This is a genomic window from Streptomyces sp. NPDC020299 (assembly GCF_044387825.1).
Lineage (GTDB): Bacteria > Actinomycetota > Actinomycetes > Streptomycetales > Streptomycetaceae > Streptomyces.
The window spans coordinates 322,674-343,354 of the sequence record NZ_JBIRWL010000005.1; the positions used below are offsets into that span (position 1 = coordinate 322,674).

17 protein-coding genes and 1 pseudogene are annotated in these 20,681 nt (G+C 69.3%); 7 read left to right on the plus strand and 11 right to left on the minus strand.

Annotation, left to right across the window (positions count from 1 at the left end; translation table 11 throughout):
• The first annotated feature begins 164 nt into the window (after positions 1-164).
• Positions 165-797, plus strand: coding sequence for a glyoxalase (locus tag ACH45E_RS15830; RefSeq protein ID WP_361438583.1), 633 nt, complete (start codon positions 165-167; stop codon positions 795-797).
• A 26-nt stretch (positions 798-823) separates the two neighbouring features.
• Here ACH45E_RS15830 and ACH45E_RS15835 read toward each other — a convergent pair whose 3' ends face one another.
• The 3 genes from ACH45E_RS15835 to ACH45E_RS15845 all read right to left on the minus strand — a co-directional run bounded on the left by ACH45E_RS15835 (position 824) and on the right by ACH45E_RS15845 (position 3,917).
• The gene (locus tag ACH45E_RS15835; RefSeq protein WP_361438581.1) at positions 824-2,338 is read right to left on the minus strand and encodes an alpha/beta hydrolase; all 1,515 of its coding nucleotides are present in this window, start codon (positions 2,336-2,338) and stop codon (positions 824-826) included.
• 366 nt (positions 2,339-2,704) lie between these two features.
• A complete protein-coding gene (locus ACH45E_RS15840) occupies positions 2,705-3,262 on the minus strand; it encodes a hypothetical protein (RefSeq protein ID WP_361438579.1) in 558 nt (185 codons plus the stop codon).
• Positions 3,263-3,494: 232 nt separating this feature from the next.
• The gene (locus ACH45E_RS15845; RefSeq protein ID WP_361438577.1) at positions 3,495-3,917 is read right to left on the minus strand and encodes a VOC family protein; all 423 of its coding nucleotides are present in this window, start codon (positions 3,915-3,917) and stop codon (positions 3,495-3,497) included.
• Between the two features lie 118 nt (positions 3,918-4,035).
• Here ACH45E_RS15845 and ACH45E_RS15850 point away from each other — a divergent pair, with 118 nt between their 5' ends.
• Positions 4,036-5,034, plus strand: a complete 999-nt coding sequence (locus tag ACH45E_RS15850; RefSeq protein WP_361438575.1) for a WYL domain-containing protein — start codon at positions 4,036-4,038, stop codon at positions 5,032-5,034.
• A gap of 17 nt (positions 5,035-5,051) precedes the next feature.
• Here the strand turns inward: ACH45E_RS15850 and ACH45E_RS15855 are convergent, their stop codons facing one another.
• The 4 genes and pseudogenes from ACH45E_RS15855 to ACH45E_RS15870 form a co-directional block, all read right to left on the minus strand.
• Complete coding sequence (locus ACH45E_RS15855) at positions 5,052-6,110, minus strand: hypothetical protein (protein WP_361438573.1); 1,059 nt, start codon at positions 6,108-6,110, stop codon at positions 5,052-5,054.
• Positions 6,111-6,193: 83 nt separating this feature from the next.
• Complete coding sequence (locus tag ACH45E_RS15860; protein WP_361439141.1) at positions 6,194-8,281, minus strand: ATP-binding domain-containing protein; 2,088 nt, start codon at positions 8,279-8,281, stop codon at positions 6,194-6,196.
• Between the two features lie 373 nt (positions 8,282-8,654).
• Positions 8,655-9,866 carry an amidohydrolase family protein gene (locus ACH45E_RS15865; RefSeq protein ID WP_361438571.1) on the minus strand — a complete coding sequence of 404 codons (1,212 nt, stop codon included), beginning with the start codon at positions 9,864-9,866 and terminating at the stop codon, positions 8,655-8,657.
• A gap of 311 nt (positions 9,867-10,177) precedes the next feature.
• Positions 10,178-10,300: pseudogene (locus ACH45E_RS15870) on the minus strand (response regulator transcription factor); the annotation flags it as partial.
• Between ACH45E_RS15870 and ACH45E_RS15875 the strand changes: the two are divergent.
• Positions 10,244-10,705 carry a hypothetical protein gene (locus ACH45E_RS15875; RefSeq protein ID WP_361439171.1) on the plus strand — a complete coding sequence of 154 codons (462 nt, stop codon included), beginning with the start codon at positions 10,244-10,246 and terminating at the stop codon, positions 10,703-10,705. The pseudogene ACH45E_RS15870 and the gene ACH45E_RS15875 overlap by 57 nt on opposite strands.
• Here ACH45E_RS15875 and ACH45E_RS15880 read toward each other — a convergent pair.
• Complete coding sequence (locus tag ACH45E_RS15880) at positions 10,648-11,118, minus strand: DinB family protein (RefSeq protein ID WP_361438569.1); 471 nt, start codon at positions 11,116-11,118, stop codon at positions 10,648-10,650. The two genes, ACH45E_RS15875 and ACH45E_RS15880, sit on opposite strands and share 58 nt — an antisense overlap.
• 387 nt (positions 11,119-11,505) lie before the next feature.
• Between ACH45E_RS15880 and ACH45E_RS15885 the strand changes: the two genes are divergently transcribed.
• Positions 11,506-12,501 carry a BtrH N-terminal domain-containing protein gene (locus ACH45E_RS15885; RefSeq protein ID WP_361438567.1) on the plus strand — a complete coding sequence of 332 codons (996 nt, stop codon included), beginning with the start codon at positions 11,506-11,508 and terminating at the stop codon, positions 12,499-12,501.
• A gap of 19 nt (positions 12,502-12,520) precedes the next feature.
• On the opposite strand, the gene ACH45E_RS15890 is transcribed toward ACH45E_RS15885, so the two are convergent.
• Both ACH45E_RS15890 and ACH45E_RS15895 read right to left on the minus strand, forming a co-directional pair.
• Positions 12,521-16,018, minus strand: a complete 3,498-nt coding sequence (locus tag ACH45E_RS15890) for a trypsin-like peptidase domain-containing protein (RefSeq protein WP_361438564.1) — start codon at positions 16,016-16,018, stop codon at positions 12,521-12,523.
• Positions 16,019-16,091: 73 nt separating this feature from the next.
• Positions 16,092-16,412, minus strand: coding sequence for a CU044_2847 family protein (locus ACH45E_RS15895; protein WP_361438562.1), 321 nt, complete (start codon positions 16,410-16,412; stop codon positions 16,092-16,094).
• A 126-nt stretch (positions 16,413-16,538) separates the two neighbouring features.
• On the opposite strand from ACH45E_RS15895, the gene ACH45E_RS15900 reads away from it, so the two are divergent.
• Positions 16,539-17,003, plus strand: coding sequence for an NUDIX hydrolase (locus ACH45E_RS15900; RefSeq protein ID WP_361438560.1), 465 nt, complete (start codon positions 16,539-16,541; stop codon positions 17,001-17,003).
• 75 nt (positions 17,004-17,078) lie between these two features.
• On the opposite strand, the gene ACH45E_RS15905 is transcribed toward ACH45E_RS15900, so the two are convergent.
• A complete protein-coding gene (locus ACH45E_RS15905) occupies positions 17,079-17,579 on the minus strand; it encodes a GNAT family N-acetyltransferase (RefSeq protein WP_361438558.1) in 501 nt (166 codons plus the stop codon).
• A 585-nt stretch (positions 17,580-18,164) separates the two neighbouring features.
• On the opposite strand from ACH45E_RS15905, the gene ACH45E_RS15910 reads away from it, so the two are divergent.
• Positions 18,165-19,886 carry a SpoIIE family protein phosphatase gene (locus tag ACH45E_RS15910; RefSeq protein ID WP_361438556.1) on the plus strand — a complete coding sequence of 574 codons (1,722 nt, stop codon included), beginning with the start codon at positions 18,165-18,167 and terminating at the stop codon, positions 19,884-19,886.
• Between the two features lie 96 nt (positions 19,887-19,982).
• Entirely contained in the window at positions 19,983-20,651 is a 669-nt protein-coding gene (locus tag ACH45E_RS15915) for a hypothetical protein (protein ID WP_361438554.1), read from the plus strand.
• Positions 20,652-20,681 lie beyond the last annotated feature (30 nt).

Here is a 20,681-nt window from a genome sequence, read left to right on the forward strand (position 1 = left end):
GGCGGTACGAGCCCTGTGACATGTTCCGTACAGCACTGTCACATGCGATGGGATGCGATGCGGTGCGCACGCGTCGAGCAGCAACTGCCCCTGCCCAGCCAACTGCTGAAGCCGGTCAGTTTTCGAGAAGCGCCGATCACCCGGCCGTCCCTATCGTCGAAGACATGAACTCCATCGATGCCGTCATCCTGGAGGTGGCCGACCTCACGGCTGCCACCCGTTTCTACTCCACCGTCCTCGGGCCGGACTCCTCCCGCGTGCGTCTGCGTGCATCCGGGAACCCCACGACCGGCTTCCGCGGGTTCACGCTGTCGCTGGTGGTGTCCCAGCCGGGCAACGTCGATGCCCTCATCGAGGCCGCCCTCCAAGCCGGCGCCACCAGCCTCAAGACCGCCTCGAAGTCGCTGTGGGGCTACGGCGGGGTGGTCCAGGCCCCCGACGGCACGATCGTGAAGATCGCGACTTCGGCGAAGAAGGACACCGGCCCTGTCACCCGGGACTTCGAGGACCTCGTGCTCCTGCTCGGCGTCGAGGACGTCAAGGCCAGCAAGCAGTTCTACGCCGACCGGGGCCTGAGGGTGGGCAAAAGCTTCGGCGGCAAGTACGTCGAGTTCGCCACGGACTCGGGCCAGGTCAAGCTCGCTCTGTACAAGCGCCGCGCTCTCGCCAAGGACGCGGGTGTCCCCGCCGAGGGCACCGGATCGCATTGCCTCGTGCTCACCGGCGCTGCCGGCCCGTTCAGCGACCCGGACGACTTTTTCTGGGAGGCCGCCGTCCCAGTGACCGCCGGGGCCTGAGCGGGGAGCCGGCGCTTGTGGGTGACTCAGGAGACGGTGCCGGCCGTCCCCCCGCCGCCGGCGGCGACGCCACCGCTCGGCTTGGGCGCGGCGAAGGGAGGCGTGTCCTGTCGGCACGTCGTTCCGACCGGCGGGAGGGTGCCGTCGATGAGGTAGCGGCTTTCGTGGGCCTTGACGCAGCTGCTGGGGTTGATCAGTGCCGTGTGCCCGTATCCGGCGTTGGTGAGCAGGCGGGCGTCGGCCAGCTCTCTGGCCATGGCCTGCGAGCCCGAGTAGGGGGTGGCGGGGTCGTAGAGGGTGCCGACCACCAGGACGGGGTGCGCCGTGGGCTTGTTCCACGGGCCGCGGTAGCGGTTGGCGGCGACCGCCGGCCAGGTGGCGCATCCCTCGCCGGCCCACGTCCAAAAGCGCCCGGCGTCCCCCGCACGGCCGGCGCCGGCCTCCTCCAGAGCAGGATAGACACCGGGGTCACGTGGATTGGGGCTGTCGCCGCAGAACACCGCGGAGGCCTGTTCCTCGCCCACGTAGGGATTCGGATTCGGGACCGGGGGTGCGGGCGGGAGCGGGGAGGGTGGCGGGACGCGGCCCTGCCACAGGTCCTGCAGCCTGCCGGCGAGGTCCGTCCACCCAGGGCGAACGACGTAGAGGCCGGTCACTACGTCAGCGACCGTGCCGGCATAGGTCGACCTGCCCACGGGATGCTTCCGCAGCCGCTGCATCAGCTGGTCGAACTTGTCCCGGGTCGCTTTCGGGCTGCCGGCGGAGAAGGCGCAGCGGGCGGTGGTCGTGGACCCGCACAGGGCGAGGAACTTGTCCACGACCGCTGCCGCACCGCGGTCCGAGCCCAAGCGCAGGAATGTCGGTAGCCGGGCGTCGTCGGAGGCGTGGTTCGTCCAGGCCTGGGGGTCCCAGTTGCTGTCGAGGACCATCGCGCGCACCTTGCCCGGGAAGAGGTTGGCGTAGGTGGCGCCCAGGAACGTGCCGTAGGAGATTCCCACGTAGGTGAGTTGTGACTCTCCCGTCGCCTGGCGGAGCAGGTCGAGGTCGCGAGCGGTGTCGGCGGTCGACACATGTCGCAGGAGCTCGGGGTCCCGCCGCTCACAGCGCCGGGCCAGGTCCTTGTACGCGGCGTTCCAGGCCGCTCGCTCCTTTTCGCCCACCGGGAAGCCCGCCGCTTTGCTCGCAGTCCAGTCGGCGGCTGCTTTGCGGCTCGCGAAGCAGTTCACGGCAGTACTGCTGCCGACCCCCCGCGGGTCCCAGCTGACGATGTCGAACCTCTCCCGCACCTCGCGCGGGAAGAACTCGTAGTTCTGCGGCATTTGGACCGTTCCTGGCCCGCCGGGTCCGCCGGGGTTGAAGAACAGGGTGCCGATGCGCCGACCGGGGTCGGCGGCCTTCCGTTTGATGACTGCCAGTTCGATGGTGCGCCCCCCTGCGCTGCTGTAGTCCAGCGGCACCTTCGCGGTCGCACAGTCGAACGGGCTGCCGTGCACGCAGGGTCTCCAGACCAGCGCCGGGGCCGACACCGAGGGCGTGGGCATACCTCCGGCTCCGCCGGCCGCGGCGAAATCCTGCCTGGTCAGAACGGTCGAGCAGATCACCGACGCGGCGATGACCGCGGCACGACCCCGGCGGCCCGCTGTCGGTCCAGATATGTGCATGGCTTGTCCTTCCACGGCTGAGTGCACGACGCCCTTCTGCGTTGGACGTCGGCACCCATCCGTGTCAACGGCACCGCGGCTCGGTGACGCGCGCGAGCCGACTGCGGCCAAACGGAGGACGAGGCTGCGGCAGTACGAGTCAGGCGGCGGCAGCCGTGCGTCACCGCGTCAGGCGTGCGCGCGGACCGGGCAACAGCGCAGCGGCTCCCGTCCCTGGAGGCTCTTGCAGGGGAGGTGCCGAGCGGGTCAGCTCTCGGCTTCGGCCTCCGGCTCGTCCTCCGGCCCGGCCGCGTCGCCGATGGTGACGCGCAGGTCATGCATGCCTTGCAGGATGTCGATGAGGGCCTCTTCCGCACCGCTCAGCGCGCGTCGGGTCCCCTTCGTATCGCCGCGATCCGCGTGCAACTGGGCGCTGAGCGCGTACACCGCTGTCATGGCGGCGGCGAAGGCGGCCTCCCGGCCGGGTGGCAGTTCTTCCGCCTCCGGTTCGGAGACCTGCAGCGCGGTGCGCTGCAGCCTGTTCGTCAGGACGTTGACGGCGAGGCCGGGATCCGCTCCCAACTGTTCCCCCCAGCCGAGCAACGTCTCCAGGACGTCCTCGATCTCCTCTTCCTCGGTCAGCCGGGTCGCGGCGGTGATCTCGAGCTCCGTCTTCGCCAGCAGACTGCCCAGCAGGTGCAGGCGGTCCTCTTCCTGCGGCCCCTCGGGCCGCTTCTCCGGATCTGCCACCGGCTCAGCCGCCAGAGCGGCCAGCGCTGCGTAGATCTGCTCAGCACTTACCGGGCGCTCGCTACTGATGCTCACTCCTTCAGCTTCCCCCAGCGAAGGCATATCCGCCCGCCCAGGCACCTTCGAGTCCCAAGCGGCCCGTTCAAACGTTCGATAGCCCCCAGCTCTTCGGTGCCGCCGAGCACCTCGGCGCCCGCGTCCAGGAGTTGGCGCACGACGGCCGCTCCGATTCCGCGACGTGTTCGGTGCCCGCGCCGCCCGGTGGCCGCGGCGGCCCGGACGGCGCAGGCATGCCGGGTCCGCTGGTTCAGCCGTTGTACGGGGCGGTGACGTCCAGGACCCAGGTGACGCCGAAGCGGTCGGTGAGCATGCCGTACAGCGGCGCCCACTGCGCAGGCTCCAGCGGACGCACGATGGTCGAGCCCGCGGCGAGCTTGCCCCACAGGACGCTGATCTCCTCGGCGTCGTCACCGCGTACGGAGACGAAGAACGGGTTCTCGCCCTGGTTCCAGGGCAACTGCGAGGGCACGTCGTAGGCCATGACGTGGAAGCCGTCGTCGCCGGCCACCTCACCCCACATGACCCAGTCCGCCTCGCTCTCGTTCTGCACGGCGCCGGCGTCCTTGTAGGTGACCGCGACAGTACGTCCGCCGAAGACGGACTGGTAGAAGTCCAGCGCCTCACGTGCAACGCCCCGGAAATTCAGGTGAGTGGTGGCCGTGACCGACATGACCTGCTCCTTGCTTCGATGTGACGATTACGCCGTGGGACCTCCCGAACGGCTCGTACGCCACCATGGCGGAGGTAGAGGACAGGCTGTGTCCTGTACTGCGGTCAAGATGGATCTCATGCACAAGACATCCGCCCGGCTGCTCGCGCTGCTCTCGCTGCTTCAAACGCACCGTGACTGGTCCGGCGAGGATCTCGCCGAGCGTCTGGACATCACCTCGCGCACCGTGCGCCGTGACATCGACAGACTGCGCGAACTCGGCTACCTGATCACGACCGTCAGAGGACCGGCCGGCGGCTACCGCCTGGAGGCCGGCTCTCACATGCCACCCATGCTGTTCGACGACGGTCAGGCCGTCGCCCTGGCCGTCGCGCTGCAGACCGCGGCCACCGGCGACACCGTCGCCGAAGACGCCGCCCGCGCCCTGGCCACCCTCCGCCAGGTCATGCCACCCCGCCTACGCCACCGCATCGACCTGCTGCGCATCACCGCCGTCCAACCGCCCACGGCCCGTGACACCCCCCAGGTCGACACTCAGGTCCTGGTGGACCTGAGCCGCGCCATCCACGCCCACGAGGAACTGCGCTTCGACCACGCCCCAGGCCCGGGCAACGCAGCCGATACCCTCCGCCGCGTACAACCCCACCACCTGGCCACCTGGCGCAACCGCTGGTACCTCGTGGCCTGGGACCTCGACCGCGAGGACTGGCGCACCTTCCGCGTCGACCGCATCCGGCCCCGCACACCCACCGGCCCCCGCTTCGCCCCGCGCGAACTCCCCGGCGGCCACGTCTCCACCTTCATCACCAGCCGATTCCGCGGCAACGACGGCACCACCACCGACTGGCCCTGCCAAGGCGAAGTCGTCCTCCACCTCCCGGCCGCCGACGTCGCACCCTTCGCCCAGGACGGAATCGTCGAGGAACTCGGCCCCCACCACTGCCGACTCACCCTCGGCTCCTGGACATGGACCGGACTCGCCGCCGCCATCGGCCGTTTCGACACCGATATCGAAGTCATCGGCCCACCCCGACTGGCCACGGCATTCGCAGACCTCGCCGCCCGCTGCGCCCGCGCCGCCCGCACCACCGGACCAGGGACCGGTCCGACGCCGTGAGAACAGAGACGTGGCTGTCAGGGCACAGTGGACGCGGCAGCCCGCTCGGCCGCCTCCTCGCGTGCCCGCAGGTCCCCATGGAGACGGGCGAACACCGCGCACACCAGCGGCATGACCACCGGGGGCAGCAGAAGCAGGGCCACGGCGGTCGGCAGAATCATCACCAGCACGCCGGTGATCCACACGTTGCCATCGCTGAGCCAGAGCATGCCGAGCCCGGCGAAGTGCGCCAGGGGAGCCGCCGCGTACCGGGCCGGCCCGAAGACGAGCACGGCGCCCGCGGTGACCAGCATGCCCACGCCGACCGTGCGCCACCGTGCGCGGCGGGTCAGCACCCAGGAGCGGTACAACGCCACGAACGGGGAACGGCGCTCCAGCACCGACTCGGCGGTGGCCACCGAGAGGCGGAAGTACAGCAGCGGGCCGAGACACCCGACGGCGATCGGCAGCACCCATCCCACCAGCGTGTACTGCGGGGTCGCGGTCTCATGCAGATACGGGGGCTCGACACCGGGCACCTCGCTGCTCTGGACGAGACCCCACCACACCAGACCCGTCACCTCCACAGCCCCCACAGCCACCCCGGTCAGCGCGTTGACCGCCAGGGCGGCGGGAAAGCGCCGACGGGTGCGCCGCCACAGCTCGCGGGTGGCCAGCGGTCCGCCGTCGCGTCCGGCGTGGGAGTCGCCGACGGCGTACGCGGTGTGCAGGACGGAGACGGCGAGGAGGGCCAGGACGACCAGCAGCAGCGACACCACGGCACCGACCCGTACCAACGGGGGCATGCCGCCGTCGGCATAGGCCACATAGGAGTCCTCGTTGGCGATGTTGGTGTCCGCGTAGTCCCGGACACCCTCGAATGTGTCCCATGTCGCCGCGAACCCCCCGGCCACGATCACGCAGCCGAGCACGGCCGTCAGGGCGGACACGAGGAGGGTGAAGCCGTACAGCGCACGGCGGTGGCGCCTGAGGCCGCCGAGTGCCCCGCCGACGCCGCCGCCCGGCCGCTCGGCGGGGTTGTCGTCACCGATACCGTCGGCCACCCGGCTGGTCGGTTGGTTTCCGTCGTGTGCCATGACCTGGCCCGACCTCCTTGCGACTCAATGGCGACAGCGACCCAGACGCCAAGCGGGGCGCGCGGGGTTCCCGGGGACCGGACTCACTCCCGACGGTCCAAGGTGATGGTGCACAGTCGCTTGGTGGCCCGGGTCAGGGCGACGTACAGGTCGCGCTCGCCCCCGGGGCGGGCGGCGGTGATCCCGTCCGGATCGACCACGACGGCGGCGTCGAACTCCAAGCCGCGTGCCTGTGAGACCGGCACCAGTCGGGCATGCGGCTCGATCCCCGCAGCCGTGAGCTGCTCCGTCCTGCCATCGGCGCAGATCACCCCGACCAACTCGCCCGGGTACGCGGCGCCCTGCTCCCGCAGCTCCCGCATGAGGGCGGTGACGAGCGACTCCGGGGCCGCGGCGAGCGTTCGAGGCACCTCGCCGCGCCGGATCGACCGGATCGCCGGCCGGCCCGGGGCGATCCGGGCGAGCAAGTCCCCCGTGGCGGCGAGGATCTCCTGCGTGGTTCGGTAGCTGACGGTCAGGGTTCGCAGGTCGAAGCGCCGTCCGAGGTCCGGGCCGAGTGCCTCCTTCCAGTCCCGGGCCACCGTCGTCGCACCTGCCTGGGCGAAATCCCCGACCAGCGTCATCGACCGGCCCGGGCAACGGCGCACGATCATCCGCCACTGCATGACGGTGAGTTCTTGTGCCTCGTCGACGACGACGTGCCCGAAGACGTGCTCAGGCGGCCCGTCGACCAGGCTCGCCGCCTCGTCGAGAAGTGGCACATCAGCCTCCGTCCAGGGCGCACCGGGCGTTCGCCACAGCGAGGCCCGCTGGTCGTCGGTGAACTGCCGCAGGTACGCGGCCGGCGCGTCAGCGTCCGTCAGCAGGGCGCGGACCACGTCGCCGGGCGCGAGCCGCGGCCACAGATCCTCGACGGCCCTGTCGAGCAAGGCATCGTCCAGGAGTTCGGCGCGCATGGCATCGGCGTCGAACTCGTCGGCACCTGTGGCGGGCGCGTCGTCAACACCGAGGCGGCGCAGGTCCGCTGCGGCAACCCGGTCCAGGTCGAGGCCGGTCAGTTGCGCGACCTCGGCGTCGATACGTTCAAGCGTCTCGGCGCCACTGCGGGCAAGTTCACGGACGACGGCGTCTACCAGCAGCTCCTTGAACAGCTGACGCGCCCGGTTGTGCGCGAGACCACTGGCCTGTGCCGACTCCCGCGCTTGTGCGACATCCCTGTCCTGCAGACGAATCCACTCCTGCCCGACCCGGACGCCGAAGTCGCCGGCCGGCGCCTGCCGTGAGCGGACCACAGCGGCCAGCCCGTCGGCCAGCGCGGCACTCCCCTTCAGGCGGGCCACCTCGATGGGGTCCACGGCGCCCGGCGCGGCGCCCGCCAGTTCCTCGCACGTCGCCAGGACGACGTCGTTCTCGCCGAGCGAGGGCAGGACCTGGCAGATGTAGTCGAGGAACCGCGCGTTCGGACCCAGTACGAGCACGCCGCGCTCCGATGCCTTCGGGAACGCATACAGCACATACGCGGCGCGGTGCAGCGCCACAACCGTCTTCCCGGTGCCCGGACCACCCTGCACCACCGTCACCCCACGGTGCGGCGACCGGACGATCGCGTCCTGCTCGGCCTGGAGGGTGGCAACCGCCGCACCCATCCGCCCCGTGCGCCTTCCCTCGAGCGCCGCCGTCAACGGGCCGTCGCCGACCACGTCCTGGCCGGTGGGCGCGGAGCCGTCAAGCAGCTCATCGCTCACCCCCACCACCGTGCGGCCCGCCAGGCGCAGATGGCGGCGCCGCCGCAGCCCCATGGGATGAACCGGCGTCGCCTCGTAGAAAGGCCGCGCGGCCTCGGCCCGCCAGTCCACCAGCAGCGGCAGCTCCTCCGAGTCCCTGTGCAGCCCCAGCCTCCCGATACGCAGGACGGTCCCGTCCGCCAGGTCGATCCGCCCGAACACCAACCCGTCCTCGGCCCCCTCCATCCGGCGAACCTCCCTCGCCAGCCGCCCGGCCGCCACCTCCCGCTCGTACGCCTCGCCCGCACCACCGGCCGGCGCCGCGAGCACGCGCGCCAGCTGCGCCCGCGCCCCGGCCAGCCGCTCGTCCAACAGGTCGCCTATGACGGACACCTGAATTCGCTCGAGCTCCACCTCGCGCGCGGCACCATCGTTGATCTGCGACAAGAAAAGGCCCTCCCCGTTCAGCCCGCCACTATTTCGAGGCGTCACTATGCAGACCGATTCCGGAAAAGTAAATCTTGACCAATCGGGGCGGAACGTGTCCTCAGCAGGCGGTGAGGTCTGGCCATCCACTGGTCCGAATGCGGCGTCGCCAAATCCCTCCAGGCGCAGGGTGGTCAGGGCCTTGGCGGCGGTGGGCCAGATCCTGGTGCGCACAGGGCGCACGATGCCCCCGACGCCGTACGCGATCGCCCTCGACGACGGTCTCGCCATGTCCGGCTACGCGATCTGGCTCGGACCGCGTTGGCGTCCCGGCGGAATCGCGGCTGATTTCGAGCCGATGGATCGGTCACAAATGATCTCAGTGGCGCCTCCGTCAGATGGCGCCGCGCACGCGCCGTCCGTTCTGGAAGACCGCCCGGACGCGGTCCTTCAGGCTGGTGAAGTCGTACGGGTCACCGTCCACGACCACCAGGTCGGCCCGCTTGCCGGGGGCGATGGTTCCCGTGGTGTCGGCGAGGCCCAGAAGCTCGGCCGCGGAGGAGGTGGCGGCCGCGAGCACGGCGGCGGGTTTCATGCCTCCTGCCGCCATCAGCGCCAGCTCTTCCAGGTTGCGGCCGTGCGGACCGACGCCCGAGTCCGTTCCCATCGCGATCCGTACGCCCGCCTCCACCGCCCGGGCGAAGGACTCCCGGTGAACGTCGATCACCTCGCGTGCCTTGGCGACCACGCTGCCCGGCAGTCCGGCGCCCGTCTCCGCGGCCTGAAGTGCCGCCGCCGGAGCGGTCAGAGTGGGAACCAGCCAGGTGCCGGCATCGAGCATCATCCCGATCGCCTCGTCGTCGAGGAAGACGCCGTGCTCGACGGAGCGCATCCCGGCCCGGACCGCGTTCTTGATGCCGTCGGTGGCCTGGGCGTGGGCCATCACCGGCAGTCCGGCCGCGGTCGCCTCGGTGACCAGCACGTCCAGTTCATCGGGGCGGAAGTGCGCGTGGCGTGGGTTGTCGCGGGGCGAGAGAACCCCTCCGGAGGTGCAGACCTTGAGCACGTCGGCCCCGGCGCGGATGATCTCGCGGGCACGTTTGCGCATCTCCTCCGGGCCGTCCACGACCCCGTGCGGTCGGCCCGGGTGGGCGGCGAAGAGCGGGACGCAGGTACCGGAGGGCAGCCAGCCGTCGTTGTGCCCGCCGGTCTGACTGAGGATCGTGATCGCGATGCGCAGCCGGGGGCCCTCGATCAGCCCGTCCTCCACGGCCTGGCGGACGCCGAGGTCGGCACCGCCCGCGTCGCGCACGGTCGTGATGCCGCAGTCCAGGGTGGCGGCGAGGTTGCGTACCGCTTCGAAGTAGCCGTAGGAGAAGGGTTGGTGGGCGGCACGATCGCCGATCCATCCGGAGAACATCATGTGGACGTGGCAGTCGATGAAGCCGGGCAGCACGGTGAGGCCGGTGACATCGATCCGCTCGTCGCCGTCCAGGCCGGTGCCGACGTCGAGGATCCGGCCTTCCTCGACGAGGATGTCGCCCTCCGCGACCTCGGCTCCCGTCCCGTCGAACACCTGGCCACCACTCAGCAGAGTCCTGGTCACGCCCGCCCCTCGTCTCTCCCTCGTCACCATCTCCGGTCGGTCCATACCCGGTTGCGGCCGTTCGGAAAGGTCCTGCCCTCTGTATGGCGTCAGTTCACTCCGACACCGCCTGCGGGAAGAGCCGGGCGGATGGCCACGCTGGGGGCCGCGCGTACGCCAGTGGCTCCCATGCGGCGGGCGAGGCCTTTCGGCGAGCGCAGGACAGCGATGTGGGCCAGGCCATCGCTGGGACGCAGCCGGGCCAGGGTGCCCGTCCGGGCGGGGAGCGGGCAGTGCGGGGGGCGTCGGCTCCCCGCCCGGACGGGCACCCTCTCCCAGGCCCAGGCGGCGATGCCGACCCGGTTGCCGACCCCTGACTCGGCCTGGATGTTGGCGAGATGGGTCTTGGCGGTGCCCGGCGAGATGGAGAGCTCGGCGGCGATCTCGGCGTTGGTACGGAGGCCGACGCGGACTGCCTGGTGACGGGAGACAGGACCGCGACGTCCACCGCCATCGTCACCAAGGCCGACCCGGAGGTCGCCGATCAGATCGGGCAGCGGCTGGGCTTCAGCGTCTACGACGGCAGCAAGACGGGCCCCGGTGGCCACGGCCGCGACCGGCTCGGATTCTCCTGGGGCGTGGTCAACACCGACACCAATGAAAAGGGCGAGACCATCGAGGGACGAGTGGGCACCTGCATGGCGCCGGCACCGTTCGCCCCGGTCATGGACGGCGAGTTCACGGTCAACCACGCGGACCTGCCGCCATTCCCACGGCCGCGGTGCATTCGGTCCCCGGTGCCCTACTCACCGACCGTTCCGTCGATCGCTTCGCGCAGCAGGTCGGCATGGCCGTTGTGACGCGCGTACTCCTCGATCATGTGTGTAAGGACGTAGCGCAGCGAGATGGTCTCGCCCCGGAAGTCCACCGTGTCGTCAAGGGACTTGAAGGAGTCCGTGACGGCGCGGGAGCCCTCACATGCCTCTCGCCAGAGTGTGAATGCTTCGTCCGCATCTGCGTCGGCCACCAGGAAATCGCCCCAGACGCCGTCGACCGCAGGCCATCGGGGTTTGAGCTGTTCTTGGTTCAGTACGGAACGGAACCAACTGGTCTCCACCTCGGCCGCGTGCCGGATGAGGCCGAGGAGGGTGAGACCCGAGGTGGGCACGGCTCGCTGCTTCAGCTGGTCAGCGTTCAGCCCCTGGCACTTCATGGCCAAAGTGGCGCGCTGGTAGTCGAGGAACGAGGTGAGCGACATCCGGTCGTCGGCCACCTTGGAAGGGTGTATCCGCTGATAATCCGTCACCGACCGATCATGGCAAAGGCCCCGCCCGCAGAGCCAGCCAGGACCGCGTCGAAACCCGCTTCGGGGAAAGCGGCCTCACCAACTCCTACCGGCGCATGACGATGCAGACCTTCCTCGGTGAGCTCCTCGACACCGGATTCGCACGGGAGTGACTGGTGGAGCCGCGCGCCGCGGAGTCTGCGCATGCGGAAGGACCAGGCATTCCGCGTGCCGGAGCCCGCGCCTGCCGCGAACACGCGGCGGCCGCGACTCCTCCGAGACAAGGCACATGGCCCGAGGAAGGCGCGCTCGAGGTATTGTCCGGCCGACCCGTCGCCGAGACCATGCTGATCGTCTCCGTCCAGAAAGCATGACATGACTACGGTGAAAGACATTGATGCCCGCGGTATGCAGCACTGCGAGACGACAGTTCTGGGGGTGTTGCTGGGGCACCAGGGAATCGATCTGTCCGAGCCCATGCTCTTCGGTCTCGGCTCAGGTCTGTCCTTCATCTACTGGGACAGCAAGAACATGGGGTTTCCCTTCCTCGGAGGACGGGTCAAGCCTTTCGACCTCACCAGGAATCTGGCCACCGGACTCGGACTGGAACTCCTGGTCCACGAGACCACTTCCCCCCGCCGGGCTTGGGAGAACGTGGTGGGCTCCATCGGCGCCGGCCGCCCCGTCGGACTGCAGCTCGACAGCCACTACCTGGACTACTTCACCTCGAAGGCGCATTTCGGCGGTCACGTCGTCGCCATGTACGGCTACGACGACCACGACGCCTACCTGGTGGACACCGACCAGCAAGGCGGAGCGGTATCCACCAGCCTGACCAGCCTCGCCCAGGCCAGAGCCGCGCGCGGCCCGATGACCGCCAAGCACCGGTCCTTCACCCTCGCCGTGCCGGGCGACCTGACCATTCCACAGGACCAGATCATTCCCGCCATCACCGCCTGCGCCGAGGCCTTCCTCGACCCGCCCATCGCCAACCTCGGCTATCGGGGCATCGAAAAAGCCGGCAAGCTGGTGCGCACCTGGCTCCAGCGGACCGACGATCCGCAACGGGACCTGCCACAGGCCGCCCTCTTGATGGAGAAGGCCGGCACCGGCGGCGCCCTGTTCCGCAACCTCTACCGCGACTTCCTCGCCGAATGCACCCAACACCTCGACAGTGGCCACCTGCACACCGGCCACAGGCTGTACACCGAGGCGGCCGCCCTCTGGACGGAAGTCGCAGCCCTGATCGCAAAGGCGGGTGAAACAGGCAATGCTCAGTGCCTCGTACAGGCAGGCAGCATCCTCCGCGATCTTTCACGCATGGAGCGTGACGCCATGCAGGCGCTGAGCTGCCTGAAGAGTGAAGCCTGACGGGAAGCGCAACCGCTTGTCACGGGACCAGATCGAGTAGCTGGAGCACCCTGTGGAAGGAATCGGTGCGGTGCTGGTGGAGTTGGTCCATCGTCAAGGAGATGAGGCGAGACCTGTGATCCACCGAGCCGGGTGCGCGGTCCGGGAGGGCGCCGACGCACTGCTCTACGAACCTTCGGACGGCGAGCTCCACGGCGAGCTCGACGTCGTGCGTCTGGGGGTAGGCGCCGCGTAGCAGACGGCCGGCCTCCGGGTTCGCCAAGGTCCGCACCTCCTCCGCCCCGTGGCACAGCAACCGGGCGATCTGCCTGTCGTACCACGCCAGCGCCAGCGTGCAACGCTCCTGATCCCGAGGGGGCAGGAGGTCGATCAGTACGAGCACATCGCTCATCCGTGATGCGCTCTGCCCCGAGTCGATGAGTCCGCTCAGTACAGCCAACGTCAGTTCGGCGTCATCTGCGGCCACAACACGCCGCAGTAGCCGCGTCTGGAATTCGCGCGCCGCGGGATGGCCCGGAACCGTCCGGAGAACGTACCCGATGGGTTCGCTGCGGGAATACGTGTTGCTTTCCCGCATCAAGAGGTCGATCCATTCCAGCCGGGGCAGGGGAAGCCGGTCGTCGCCGGACGCCGCGTCCCACGTCCGAACGACCGCATCGTGCAAGGGGCTGATGAGACGCCATTGCCGCTCGGCCGGATCAGCGATTTCTTGCTTGCTGCATCGGTCCACACACCGCAGAACGCGTGGCGCCCAGGCGGGATCATGGACGTGCTTCAACAATACGTAGACGGCTGCGGACAGGGAACGAGGAGGAAAGTCCCGGTCGAGGCACTCGACCGCGAGGGATGCCGGCAGCGAGTCGAAATACGCGATCGCGCGGGGGTCGAAATCCCGGCCACGCTCCGCCGACCGGCGCCGCAGCATGGTGGCGCACCGGGCGGAATCCGGGGCAGCCACGGCCAGCAGTACGGTCGCCATGTCGCGCACCTGGTCGTCCGGGGACCGCTCCAGTGACCGGAGGACAGGGAGCATCCCCAGTCCCGCTTCTCCTGAGAGGCGGCCTGCCACGGCGAGGACGCACTGCAACACCACGCGTTGGTGTGTCGTGTCTTCAACCGCCCAGGCCCGGAGGATCGGAAGCATGAGGTCAGCCCGGTGCTCGGTGAACACCCGCAGCAGGGGGATCCCTGAGTCATCGGCTCGCCCGAACAGCTCTGTGGCCAGGGGCTGGGGAGACAGATCCAGATGAGCCAGGAGGAGCGCCCCCGTGGCGTCCGCGACGGTGGCCTCCCCGGGCTCGAGTCGCCCCGTGATGTCCTGCCTCCGCAGAGTTCGGTCGTCATCCAGCCACCGCGTCAGTCGGATCAGCAACTCGGGCTGGGTCCGCAGTGTCGCAGTGAGCGGCTCGATCCAGTGTTTCGGCGGAAGACCTTCGCGGCGGTCGTCCCAATCCTTCCTCCGCCATCCGTAATCCGTTCCTCCCCGGAGAAATTCGTGGAACACCTCCAGCCTGGCTTCCGGGGTGACTGCGGGGTCGGTCAGGCCCGCGAAGAAGATCTCCGTCTCGAAGGCGTAGAGTTCCCCGATGGTCGTGCGGGTGTTGAAGCCGTGCCGCAGCACACGCAACACGCGCTCCAGGAGGACGCCTGGGCGCCGTGCCTCGGCAAGGGCGGCGAAGAGGAGACGGGTGCTTCCGGCGTCGCCGGAGAGGGCAGCTGACTCCACCGCGTCCAGCCAGCGTTCGGTGTGTTCGCTGGACTCCGCCTGCTCTGCTCGGCCGGCGTCGGCTTCTTCCGCGGAGAGAAAGAGGAGCCGCTGGGCGTTGAGCAGTGGCTGGGAGGCACCCAGAAGTTGCTCCGCTGTGTCGGCCAGGGAGACAGCCCTGCTGAGAAGGTATTCGCCGACCCGGTCGAAGGTCATGGCGTAGCCGTTGGACGTCGGGGTGAACAGGTTGGCCGCCACGAGCTGTTCGGCCGTCTCGGGCTGGGAGCCGAAGGCCCGGTAGAAGTCCGCGGAGGAGAACGTGAGGTTTCCCTCCCGTTCCCGTGCGGCAGCTTCGACCACCGTCTCCAACTGGCTCCTGACGAAGCCGACCGACCTGCCCACCGCCCTGGCTGCTTCCGCGCACCTCTCGCCTACGTACCGGTCGAGGAGAGAGGGCAGGGCCGGCCGTGCCTCATGCCCGGTCCCGGAAGAGGCCATGAGGCGCAGCATCAGCGGATGCCGTGACAACGGCCCCAGGCCGTCGGCCACTGTGGCGGGACGGTCCAGCGGAAGCTGGTAGACGCGGCAGGCCGTCTCGAACTCCTCCTGGTCGAAGTCACCGACGTCGATGACCGTCGTCGAAGCGTTCGGAGGCATCGGGCCGTTGCCCAGCAGATCGCTGACCGTGTCCCAGGAATCGCGCCGTGTGGAGCACACCAGCGTCACGCCCGTCCGGTGGACCCAGTCGAGACTCCGTCGCCACCATGCGGTGTGACCGGAACCGAGCAGGTCATGTGCCTCGTTGAGGCCATCCAGTAGCACCGTCAGGGAGGCGGCCGCGGCGGCTGCCTCGGCCGACAGGTTCGAGGGCGCCAACTCGCCTGCCGCCTCGCACAGTTCCGCAGACACGAGTTCACCCACGTCGCGCTGACCGGGAGCGATGTCCACGCCGCGGACCAGGACCACACCCTGATCGGGCTCGGTCGTGGCTGCGATGTGCGCGAACAGCGTCGACTTGCCAGACCCCGAGGGGCCGATTACGGCGATCACACGCCGGCGCGTGCGAAGTGTGGCACCCAGCCGTGCGAGGGCGGTACGCCGTGGGACGAACCGATCGGGCAGGTACACGGAACTTCTGGTGTACGTGGCGACCTTGAGGGCTCGCTGACGGGCGCAGAGGTCCAGCGCGCCCGGAGCGTTGAGCTGAGAGCCGAAGCGCGGTACCGACTCCGCCGACTGGCGCAGAATGTCGTCGAGTCCCGAGTCCGTCCCGGACGGTTCGAGGAGGACGGCGAAACCGACCACCCCGGCTTCCTTCTTGAAGCGGCAGGTGACGACTCCCAGCATGGCACCGCTCGTCACGTCGACGACGGGGGCACCGCTGAGCCCCGGATCGTACGGATGCCCGCTGAGAGTCACGACGTTCGCACGGTACGAACGGCTTCCCGGGCGGGCGGGGCCAGGGTACGAGACCTGTAACCGGTTCCCCACCCGGCCGAAGGTGGGCAGCACGCCACTCACCTGGGCCGACTGGTGATGGAAACCGCCGCTCCAGTACTCGGTTCCCTCCCAGCCGGTGCGGTGGGCTGCCACGGGGAGAGGCTCGAGCGGAAGGTCTGGGCAACGCATGATCGCGAGGTCGCGTTCAGGATCCCACGGCCCAGGAGTGGTGGACAGCAGTTCCGAGCCATGGGCCAGTCGGACGTCGCGTACCGCGTTGACCACGTGATGACAGGTCAGTACGTCGCCATGCGAAGTGATGACCGCGCCCGTTCCGAGTACCGCTCCCGTGTCGCCGTCGACGACCTTCACGACCGCGTGGACCGCGCGCTCGACCAAGGGAGACCACGGTGTTCCAGCCATCGCCGGGTCCTCTCCGGTCGGTCTAGCCGGTAGCCTGCGGCCGTTCGAAGGTGAGTGCCACACGGAGTACGCCGGTAGCGGATCCGCTGGCGATGTAGAGGTCACCGGAAGCTGACATCTCCAGGGAGAACTCCAGCTCGGCGGAGGCGGCGGGGGTTTGTTCCACCGCGGCCGAGAAGGAACGGGCAAGTCTTCCGATCACCGAGAGAACCCCGTCGAGCGCCTGGTCGGTGGTATGGATGACGCGGTCTGCGATCCCCGTCGCGACGACATCGTCTCCGGGATCACGAACCTCGAATGAAACGGTGCCCGTCGCTGAATTGACTTCTCCGATTGAGGTCATGGGTACCTCGCTTCCCCGTGCCCGACCATCACCCGGTTCTATCAAGAAGGCATCGCACCGCGCGGGTAAATCGGGATATAGAGGGAACGGAAATTCTTTGGCGGTGCGCAGTACGGGGGAGGCAGCATGCCGGACAGCAGCCACGGCTATGTCAGGGACCGGCGCGGATGTCGGCACTGGGGTCCGCACGGTGCCGCGGGGCTGCTGCTGCGCCAGGGTTCCCGCTTCCTGCTCCAGCGCAGGTCCTGGCGGGTTCACCACGGCCGTAGCTGGAGCATCCCCGGCGGTGCGCTGAAAGCCGGAGAGAGTCCGTTCGAGGGGGCCTGGCGGGAGTTCGCCGAAGAGCTCGGTTCCGCTCCGGTGGTACGTCACCTGGTGACGTTCGTGGACGACCACGGCGGATGGGCCTATCACACCGTCGCCGCGGATCTCGTGGAATCGGTCTCTCCCGGTCGCGGCGACGGGGAGGGCGTCGCCTACACATGGTGCACGCCCGCCGAGGCGGGCTCGCTACGTCTGCATCCCGGATTCGCGGCGACCTGGCCACAGTTGCTGATGGCACTGGACGAAGTCGACGGTGCATCCGCATAGTGGAGCAGGGCCGCGATACGGGTGACGAGTATGCCCACGGTGGGGGTTGTGGACAGCCGCTCGAACCGTTGCGGGTCAGGCTTTCGCGGGAGTGCTCGCCATCGCCCTCGGGGGCCGCATCATGAAGACGTCGATCGGGTCCTGGGCTTCCACGACGAATCCGTGGCGCTCGTAGAGCCGACGGGCAGCACTGCCCTGCAAGACGTTCAGGCCGACGGTCATGCCCTGCGCGTCCGTTCGCTCCAATACCGTGCGCAACACAGCGGATCCGAGCCCGCGACCCTGACAGTGCGGAGCAAGGTAGAAGTGCTCCAGCCACTGCCTGCCTTCGGCGGGCCGGACCGTGACGCATCCTGCCGGCTCCCGGTCGATCATGATGACCGAGGTGTGCTGCGGGGAGAAGGAGTCCCGCAGCCGCTGCCGTACCCGGTGCTCGTCGTAACGCCCAAGGCGTTCCAAGTCCGCACGCATGACCGTGGCCCGCAACTCCGCGATCACCTCGATGTCCCCGGCCCTCGCAGAACGCAGTACCCACCCCGCGACGGGCGCCGACGAGGCCCGTGCAGGCATTGCCATGTCCGATCCCGTACCGTTCCCCGCCCCTCCAGCATTCATGGCCGGAGTATCTCAGTCTGCCTGCCCTGACCAGGCACCCACCCTGACAGGCCCTAGATCGTCATGGCCGTCGGCCAGGGCTTCGAAGCGCAGCCCGAGCCGGTCGGCAAGCGCATCACCACCCGCATCGCCCAAGACGGCGCCGCCGGCTGAACGAGTACGTGGAGGGCCTGCCCAACGACGTGCACCTCGCGCAGGCCCTGGCGGATTCATCCGCGAGAGCGCTGATGCACCGGTCCACCGAACCGGCTCGCAGTGACCATGCAGAGTTCCTACCGCTACCCACTCCGAGGCAGCCAACGGCACATGCGGCATCCCGCCGCATGCCGGCCGACTCGGGCTCTGACCGGCACAAGGCGCGTCCGGCCCCTAGCCTTGTAACAGCCAATGGTCTGCCACCGAGCCCGGGCGCCCCGGTTTCCCTGGCGCGGCGCGTCCAAGGGTGAGGCAGGATTCGCCGACGCTGGGGCATTCGGGAAGGAGATGCCGCGGCGCGGACGTGCCGTCGGCCGGCAGGGGAGCGGCCGATCGACAAGGAGATGAGGAATGGCAGGGCCGGAGCAGACGGAGACCTTCGGGAAGCGGTCCCCGGCAGCACCCGCTGCCGCGCTCCCCGGGGCACTGGAGGCCATCGGGACCGGTGCGTACGTCGTGGACGAGCAGGGCCGCATCATCGCGGTCAACGCCCACGCCGAAGAGTTGCTCGCCCGGCCGGCTGAGGATCTCCTCAGCCGCGACGCGCACGACCTGCTGCACCGAGACGCCCACGGCCAGCCCCTGCCGCGGACTCAATGCAGCATGCGGCAGGCTTTCCACGACGGGCGCACCGTCCAGGCCGAGGAGGACTACTTCGCGCGCGGTGACGGCTCCCTGCTGCCCATCTCCTGGCTGATCACCCCGTATGAGGTCGGTGACCATGAACCGGGCACCCTCGTCCTCTTCCACGCCCATGACCGCCCACGTGAAACCGGCCCGCGACCGGTGCCGGCGGCCAAGCCGCTGCCGGAACTCGAACGGCTCGCACTGCTGGCCGAGACCACCACTCAGCTGACCTCCACCCTTGACGTCGACGAGGCGCTGCGCCGACTGGTGAACCTGGTGGTGCCCCGGCTGGCCGACTGGGCCATCATCGATCTGATCACGGAGCGCGACGAGGTGTGGCGCACCGTCGTCGTTCAAGCAAGCGGTGACACCCTGGTACACCACGAAGAACTCCAGGGACCGATGCCGCCGATCCCGGAGGATTCCCCGATGCCCCTGTCCAGGGCGCTGCGCGGGGTCGCCTCCACGGTGGCCGGACCCGAGACCTACCGGCGGGAACCGGACTCCGGCATAGCGGTCGAACAGCGTCGTATGTTCGCCGCCACCGGCATCCGCTCCGTGGCCATCGCCCCCATCCGCAGCACACGAGAAGTCCTCGGGGCCCTTACCCTGGGCCGCGCCGGACAGCCGGGGGACTTCACCGCCGTGGACCTTCCCCTGATCGAGGACATCGCCCGCCGCGCCGGGCTCGCCCTGGACAACGCGCGCCTCTACCAGCGGCAGCGCAAGGTCGCCGAGACCATGCAGAACCATCTGCTGCCCCAGATGCCGCGCGTGCCCGGGCTGCAGATGACGGTCCGCTACCTGCCCGCACCCGACGCCTCACAGGTCGGCGGCGACTGGTACGACGCCTTCCCCCTGTCCGACGACGCCACTGCTCTGGCCATCGGAGACGTGGTCGGCCACGATCTGGAAGCCGCCGCCGGCATGGCACAGGTTCGCAACATGCTCCGCGCGTACGCCTGGGCACTGCAGGAACCCCCCAGCCGGATCGTCGACCGGCTCGACGAGGCGATCCAGCACATCACCGACGTCACCATGGCCACCATGATCCTCGCGCGGGTCGAAGAGGCGGAAGACGGCCATCGGAAACTGTCCTGGACCAACGCCGGCCATCCGCCGCCCCTCCTGATCACCCATGACGGCCTGGCCGACTACCTCACGGACGGCCACGGCCTTCTCCTCGGCACGGGAGCCCACCATCCCCGCACCGACGCCACCGCCCTGCTGCCGCCCGGATCCACCCTGGTGCTGTACACCGACGGCCTGATCGAAGCACCCGGGCATACCCTCGACGAGGGCCTGCACCGACTGCGCCAGCACGCCGCTGCCCTCGCCCACCGCCCCCTGGCCTCCTTCACCGACCAGCTGCTTCGCCGGGTCCGACCCGTCGACAACGACGACGACGTCGCCCTCCTCGCCGTGCGGGCACCCGCCCGAGCCTGACCCGGGCCGGCGACTCCCGGACGCTGTCAGGGACCGGGCACACCGAACGACATGCCGGTCCCGGCCTACCCACGGCTATTGGGTAGCGTCCACCTGGTGAACGTTCACCTCATCAACGACGTACCCGACGGCCTGACCGGACGAGCTCGATCGTTTGTCGGCACGCATGGCGTCAAGGTCGACGTTCGGCCCGTCGAGAGCCACAGGCAGTGGTGGCTCGAGCGGGACGTTCCCGCGGCAGTGATCGACCGTATGGCGGCCTACCAAAAGCGGTGGGGCGGCCTGCTCCTGCCACCCGCATCTCAGTACGACGGAGGGCCCAAGTACCTCGATCCGGACTCGCCCGAATCGGACTCCGCAGGGTGGTGGTTCGAAGCCGGGATGCAGCGGACGGCGGTCCCTTACTCATTCATGATCAGTCCGTCCGGGGAGTTTGGCATTCATGCAGACAGGTGGGCACCCCTCCATGCGGCCGTCGAGGGCTGGGTGGAGTCGCTCGCACTGGCCTACCACGCGTCGATGTGGGCGAAGGAGGTCACCAAGCTCGTCGGCGATGACGTCGATGGCATCGAGCTGGACCGCTACGAGCCGGTGCGCGAGGTGAGGGGCCTGGCGGACACCTGGTGGAGAGGATCCGACTCGCTGGTGGCGCTCTACACGGGGGAGGCCACGTCACTCGACTTTCCCAGGGGTCGCATCGCGTTGATCTACTCCGGCCTTGACGAGTGGGGACTTCGAGGAGGCGTCAAGGCCGACGACGGCTGAGATCGTTGGTCCTGCAGACCGCCGACGGAC

What these genes read in the sequence shown, in the direction of transcription:
- ACH45E_RS15830 (WP_361438583.1), top strand. Translation starts at nt 165, where the DNA reads ATGAACTCCATCGATGCCGTCATCCTGGAGGTGGCCGACCTCACGGCT.
- ACH45E_RS15835 (WP_361438581.1), bottom strand. Translation starts at nt 2,338, where the DNA reads ATGCCCACGCCCTCGGTGTCGGCCCCGGCGCTGGTCTGGAGACCCTGC.
- ACH45E_RS15845 (WP_361438577.1), bottom strand. Translation starts at nt 3,917, where the DNA reads ATGTCGGTCACGGCCACCACTCACCTGAATTTCCGGGGCGTTGCACGT.
- ACH45E_RS15850 (WP_361438575.1), top strand. Translation starts at nt 4,036, where the DNA reads ATGCACAAGACATCCGCCCGGCTGCTCGCGCTGCTCTCGCTGCTTCAA.
- ACH45E_RS15855 (WP_361438573.1), bottom strand. Translation starts at nt 6,110, where the DNA reads ATGGCACACGACGGAAACCAACCGACCAGCCGGGTGGCCGACGGTATC.
- ACH45E_RS15875 (WP_361439171.1), top strand. Translation starts at nt 10,244, where the DNA reads ATGGGTCTTGGCGGTGCCCGGCGAGATGGAGAGCTCGGCGGCGATCTC.
- ACH45E_RS15885 (WP_361438567.1), top strand. Translation starts at nt 11,506, where the DNA reads ATGACTACGGTGAAAGACATTGATGCCCGCGGTATGCAGCACTGCGAG.
- ACH45E_RS15895 (WP_361438562.1), bottom strand. Translation starts at nt 16,412, where the DNA reads ATGACCTCAATCGGAGAAGTCAATTCAGCGACGGGCACCGTTTCATTC.
- ACH45E_RS15900 (WP_361438560.1), top strand. Translation starts at nt 16,539, where the DNA reads ATGCCGGACAGCAGCCACGGCTATGTCAGGGACCGGCGCGGATGTCGG.
- ACH45E_RS15905 (WP_361438558.1), bottom strand. Translation starts at nt 17,579, where the DNA reads ATGGCAATGCCTGCACGGGCCTCGTCGGCGCCCGTCGCGGGGTGGGTA.
- ACH45E_RS15910 (WP_361438556.1), top strand. Translation starts at nt 18,165, where the DNA reads ATGGCAGGGCCGGAGCAGACGGAGACCTTCGGGAAGCGGTCCCCGGCA.